This is a genomic window from Porphyromonas levii DSM 23370, from assembly GCF_000379925.1.
GTDB lineage: Bacteria > Bacteroidota > Bacteroidia > Bacteroidales > Porphyromonadaceae > Porphyromonas_A > Porphyromonas_A levii.
The window spans coordinates 22,807-28,806 of record NZ_KB904252.1; the positions used below are offsets into that span (position 1 = coordinate 22,807).

Sequence of the window (6,000 nt, forward strand, 5' to 3'; positions counted from 1 at the left end):
ATTACTTCTCTGCAGTCATGATAACTACACGGTTCCAAGCGTTCTCAGCATATGGCTGAACACCGTCACCCTTGTAGTCGATAGTGATCTGATCAGAAGATACACCGTACTCGTCAGTTAGGATACGAGCAACCTCACGTGCACGCTTCTCAGAGAGCTTCATGTTGAACTCTGAAGTACCAGTCTGTGCATCAGCATAACCTACAACTACTACAGGAGCATTGTTAGCCTTAACGAACTCAGCAGTATTGAAGATATTGATCATCTGGTTGCGGTCAACCTTAGCGCTACCAATACGGAAGAATACTACGTTCTCGCTCTTAACCTGAGTAGCTACAGCAGCAACCTCTGGGCACTCTGGGCAGCGTACTGGACGCTTGCTAAGCTCAGCATTCTGGCTACGTAGTGAGTTGATCTCGCTCTGTAGGCTATTAACAAGAGCGTAATCCATTGGCTCAACAGCCTCGAAGCCCGGGTTGATGTTGAAAGTAAGACCAGCGCGGAGCTGTGCGTTTGCAGCGATGTTGTCATTCTGTGGGAATGCAGCAACAGAAGGAGCGATGGTGAATGTAACAGCAGGAGCAATCTGGAAGTCCAAATTGATACCAGCATTAGCAGTAACCATGTTGTCAATGTTCTTGAAGTCGAACTTACCACTACCCATCATTGCCTGGTAACCAACACCGATCCATGGCACAAAGTGGAATACACGGTCTGCCTTGTAAGAAGCGAAGTAGTTAGTAACATCAAATAGGAAGTCGAAGTGAGGGTTAAGAGCGTGATACTTAGGATACTTCTTGTTAACAGGAGCCTGGTATGGATTAGTTAGCCAATTCCAGTCAATCATCAGACGAGTACCGAAGTAAGGGTTGTGCCACTTACCAATACCTAGACCTGCAGTGTAGTTCATACGATCCATGAACTTAGCGTCAGTCTTAGGAGTGCTCTTGAATAGACCCCAACCGAAAGCGTAGTCTACACCACCCTGAAGAGTGATGAACCAGTTGCCGCTATTAGGTAGGAAAGCTACATTCTTAGCTGGCTGATCTGCGAAATTTGAAGAGGTCTTAACCTCCTGTGCAGAAGCGCTTAGTGCGAATACACCTGCAAGAGCAAGTGCGATAAACTTTGTCTTCATAAAAAAAACTCTCTAATTGTACAATCAATTAATTATTATTATTCAACATCAATCTTATCTCAAATACTAAATAGTACCAGAGACCCGAAAACTAGCCTTTATATCATATCGACACATCAGCCATTCTCAGACTTTATGCGACAAAGATAGCAATAACTATTGAAAAACCACACTATCCAGTCATTTTTTTATTCTTTTACCGACTTTAAGCCAAAGAAAACCTATCAGTACATGTATAAATAGGCTCTAGAAGACGGTAAATCAGTCTACGAAAGCATGGTGATAACCATCGACTAGATTCCAATACCCTCTTGTGAAGTCTGGCACTGCTACAGGCGCGGAGTTATGCTCAATAGAAAGTCTAGACAATGGAGAAATACAGCTCCACTCTGCCATATCATACACGTCCATATCTAGAGGCAGCCCATTGATTAGACAGTAGATAAGGCGGTAATCCATTATAAAGTCCATGCCTCCGTGACCTCCTACCTGCTTCGCCTTCTCCTCTAGCTCCGTATGAATACGATGCTTATTCTGCACTAGCAACTTCTCCTGCACCTCTTTGGGCAACCAAGAGTGCGAATTTAGATTCTCATGATCTGGTGCCACACCATTATCAATAGACTCTGACTTAAGTGCAAGAAGAGGCATAGGGTACTTAGAGGCATACCCTTTTGTCCCTGCCACATTGTATTGTCGGCTATAAGGGCGTGGAGTAGCCACATCGTGGTGCATCTCAATCGTTTTCCCCTTCTCGGTACGAATAAGGGTGAGCGTGTGCTGTCCGTTTTGAAAGTCGGCCACCACCTCATTACGGTTTTTCTTCAGCCACTCTGGGATGCTCACAGGCGCGGCATCCATAGAGACGAGATAGTTCATCTTATCACCGCGGTGCAGATTCATCACCTGCGCTGCTGGTCCCATCCCATGTGTCGCATACACATCGCCGCGCACTTGCTTATTGAAAGTCATGCGCCAGTCACCCTCATAATAATTCCAGAATTCCTCCAACTGATGGATGTATCCTCCCTCAGCATAGACAATCTCACCTAGCAAGCCCTTCTGGACCATATTAAGTATCGTAAGCTCATAGAAGTCATACACACAGTTCTCCAGCATCATACAGTGCTTCTGTGTACGCTCAGCCGTATTGATAAGCGCCCAAATATCCTCCAGAGAATGTGCTGCAGGTACTTCAACAGCCACATGCTTACCCTGCTCCATAGCATAGAGAGCCATAGGCACATGGTTGCGCCAGTCTGTCACAATATATATAAGGTCAAGATCATCACGCTCCACAAGTTGCTTCCAAGCGTCCTCACTTCCGAAATACTCCGCTGCCTTAGGCTTGCCATTCTTCTCTAAAATCTTATTGGACTTCTCCACCCGGTCTTGGTGAATATCACAAAGCGCCACTACTTCAGCACCAGGGATAAAGCAAAAACGCTCCACTGCACCAGGGCCACGCATACCGAGCCCTATCACGCCGATACGCACCTTATCCATCTTCGGTGCTGCAAAGTTTACCATGTGGTGCTGTCCCTCAGGGCGCACTGGCACTTTCGTCATAATCACCTCGGGGACTGCCGCTGCCCCCTTCTCTAGTGTTGCAGTGGTTCCACAAGCACTTAGCACTAGAGCCAATACAGACATCAAGAGCACAATTCTTTTCATCATAAGTTGTTGATCTATTTTATTCATTAATATATAATATTACTCCTCCAGTCTCTTAGCATTGAGTCGAAGTGCCGTAGTATCGCCATACTGTGTCTGAAGCTTGATTAGCTGAGTCATTAGTTCCCCGTTTACCCTAGCATACTCAGGGTTGTCATACTCATTGACCAGCTCATGCGGATCCTTTTCTAGGTCATACAGCTCCCAGAAATCCCTATCATGATAGAAGTGCATCAGCTTGTACCTATCCGTCCTCACCCCATAGTGTCTCATCGCCATGTGCTCAGCTGGATACTCATAGTAATGGTAGTAAAGAGCGTCACGCCCCCCAATTGCTCTGCGCCCTTAAGCAAAGGCAAGAGAGAACGCCCATGCATATCGCTTGGTACCTCCACACCGGCTAGGTCTAGAATAGTAGGCGCAAGATCTATATTCTGCTCCAATTCCTCCACACTTCGAAGCGCACCGTATCATTTTGCATTTTGATAAAGGTGGGGTTGTAGTACTCTCCCTGACCAGGCAGTATCTCCCAGTAATCAAATCCTGTTGGCAAGGTATGCAGGTGCCACTTGCCTATGATAGCCGTCTGGTAGCCTGCTTTCTGTAGGAGCTTAGGGAACGTTTGCTGGCGACCATCAAAACTACTTCGCTCGTTACTCGTAAAGCCATTGGCATGACTATGCTTACCCGTTAGGAGACAGGCTCGACTCGGTCCAGAGATACTATTCGCTACAAAACTATTATCGAACCGTACCCCACCCTCAGCTATCCTATCCATATTAGGTGTTTGCACATACCTACTATCATAGGCACTGAGCATCTGCTGCGTATGGTCATCAGCTTCTATGATCAAAATATTGTATCGCTTAGGCGCTCCATCTTCCGTCTTCACGCTTCCACATGAACACAGCAACACAGGCGCCACAAGCATAATCCCCCTCTCAATGGCTTTTTCTCCTCTTCGCATATACACCAACAAGCACAATGGTTTATTACCAAATCTGTATCTTTGCAAATATAGCAATAATATTCAGATAATTAAATAATTGATTAATGTATACTACAAAAGAAATAAATATCAGACTAGAAGGCAGTGAAGTAGACCTCTATTACCCTATTGGTATCACGCCATTCGATATCTTCCAAGAGCATGTCGGCACCCTTGAGGGCAGCCCCAAGGGATTACCCATGCTCGCATTGGTCAATAACAAACCTACCCCTCTCTCTCATCCGCTTCACCGTCCATGTCAGCTCTCTTTCGTAGGATACGAGACGCCCAATGGGCGCCGCACCTACACCAGTACGGTTGCATTCGTTTTATACAAGGTAGCTGCTGATTTGGGATTCCCTCCGGTGGTGATTGAGCATGCGCTATCCAATGGGTATTATGGCATTATCGGGAGCCGCGAGACACATCCTACCACCGAGATGCTAGAGCAACTATCACACCGTATGCGCGAGATCATTAGCGCCGACCTCCCAATCGACACTACATATATAAGGAGTAATGATGCCATAGAATACTTCCAACAACAAGGCAGGCATACCACAGCAGATCTCCTGACCCACAAGGGAGAGCACTACGTACGCCTTGTAGAGATGGACGGTTACCGAGATTACACATTTGAACCTCTACTCCCTTCCACTGGGATGATATGGGACTTCGGTCTCGATAAACAACGGGATGGCTTCCTACTACGCATGCCCAATCACCGAGATCCAGAGCAGCTCTACGACAGGGTACGACAGCCTAAGCAATTCGGAGTATTCAAAGATCACCTCGCCCTACTCAAGCTCATAGGGGTAGAGGATGTAGCACCGCTCAACCAAGCTATCCGAGAAGGGCGCTCCAATCAAATCATTACCCTCTCCGAAGCCCTCCAGGAAAAAGAGATAGCCTCTATCGCCTCCGAGATTGCCTCTCGATACGACCAAGGTCTCCGAGTAGTGCTCCTCTCCGGACCTTCCTCCTCAGGCAAAACAACAACTGCTAAGCGTCTCTCTACCCAGCTAATCGCCAATCTCATATGGCCCTATGCCATCTCGCTCGACGATTATTATATCAATCGAGTAGATACGCCCTTAGACGAGTTTGGCAACTACGACTACGAGAGCCTCTACGCCATCGATCTCCCCAAGCTCCGAAGCGATATAGAGCTACTTATGGCAGGAGAAGAAGTACAGATACCTACCTATAATTTCGTGAAGGGCGAACGAGAGTACCGCAGCGGTAGCCAGATGAAACTGGAAAACCATGGCATACTTATAATGGAGGGGATACACGCACTCAACCCTGAGCTCCTGCAAGGGATTCCAGACGAAGCCATCTACCGCATCTATGTCTCTGCACTCACTCCGCTCTCTATAGATAGCCACAACTGGATCTCTACAAGTGACAACAGATTGATTCGACGCATGGTGCGCGATATGAAATTCCGTGGCACCTCTGCCGAGGAAACCATCATGCGCTGGACGGATGTACGCAGAGGGGAGGAGAAGTGGATTTTCCCTTACCAGGAGAATGCCGACATAATGTTTAATAGTGGCATGCTCTACGAACTTGCAGCCCTCAAGAGCCAAGCCGTAGAAGCCCTCAACGAGGTACAAGAGACGAGTCCAGCCTATCCTACTGCTAGCCGATTGCTAGAGTTCCTCAACCTCTTCGAGTCGCTCCCCTTCGAGTCCACGCCGCTCAACTCCCTCCTCCGAGAGTTCCTAGGCGGTAGTGCCTTCGACTATTAAACGCAAACAACGCACACCTATTATACTGTCCTTTTGGACTTTATATATAGACGATCATCTTCAATAGATACATGAGGGGCTCGCACCACCTATTATGACCTCATATAAGGTTGTGCGAGCCCCAAACGCGCCTAGCGCAAGCACCCGTTTTGGCTCGCGGAAGTAGGGAAATTTATTCCTACCTAGATTCCGCAAAGTATGCGTTAGCCCCTGATTATTAGTAGGTGGCGCTATTGATAATTAAAGCCCTGTATTCAAGGAGAATACAGGGCTTATGTCCAGATTTTTTTGTATCTTTATGTTCGTATAGATATTACAAAAAATTATAGAGGACTTGTTATGGCAAAGGTACAATTTATTAGCACAAATCGCAAGACTGCAATCGGGGGAGCTCAATTTTTCATCTCATATTGGGAGAAAATAGGCATGTCGGGACTGATTAACAA

Annotated in this window: 3 protein-coding genes and 1 pseudogene; 1 reads left to right on the plus strand and 3 read right to left on the minus strand. The window is 46.9% G+C overall.

What is annotated here, in order from left to right:
* Window position 1 precedes the first annotated feature (1 nt).
* From A3GG_RS0105715 to A3GG_RS13090, 3 genes and pseudogenes are all read right to left on the minus strand, one after another.
* Window positions 2-1,138, minus strand: coding sequence for an OmpA family protein (locus tag A3GG_RS0105715; RefSeq protein WP_018358362.1), 1,137 nt, complete (start codon window positions 1,136-1,138; stop codon window positions 2-4).
* Window positions 1,139-1,399: 261 nt separating this feature from the next.
* A complete protein-coding gene (locus A3GG_RS0105720) occupies window positions 1,400-2,815 on the minus strand; it encodes a Gfo/Idh/MocA family protein (RefSeq protein WP_026215663.1) in 1,416 nt (471 codons plus the stop codon).
* A 36-nt stretch (window positions 2,816-2,851) separates the two neighbouring features.
* A pseudogene (locus A3GG_RS13090) lies at window positions 2,852-3,779 on the minus strand (sulfatase/phosphatase domain-containing protein).
* Window positions 3,780-3,865: 86 nt separating this feature from the next.
* Here A3GG_RS13090 and A3GG_RS0105740 point away from each other — a divergent pair.
* Complete coding sequence (locus tag A3GG_RS0105740; RefSeq protein ID WP_018358366.1) at window positions 3,866-5,554, plus strand: nucleoside kinase; 1,689 nt, start codon at window positions 3,866-3,868, stop codon at window positions 5,552-5,554.
* Window positions 5,555-6,000 lie beyond the last annotated feature (446 nt).

What these genes read in the sequence shown, in the direction of transcription:
- A3GG_RS0105715 (WP_018358362.1), bottom strand. Translation starts at nt 1,138, where the DNA reads ATGAAGACAAAGTTTATCGCACTTGCTCTTGCAGGTGTATTCGCACTA.
- A3GG_RS0105720 (WP_026215663.1), bottom strand. Translation starts at nt 2,815, where the DNA reads ATGATGAAAAGAATTGTGCTCTTGATGTCTGTATTGGCTCTAGTGCTA.
- A3GG_RS0105740 (WP_018358366.1), top strand. Translation starts at nt 3,866, where the DNA reads ATGTATACTACAAAAGAAATAAATATCAGACTAGAAGGCAGTGAAGTA.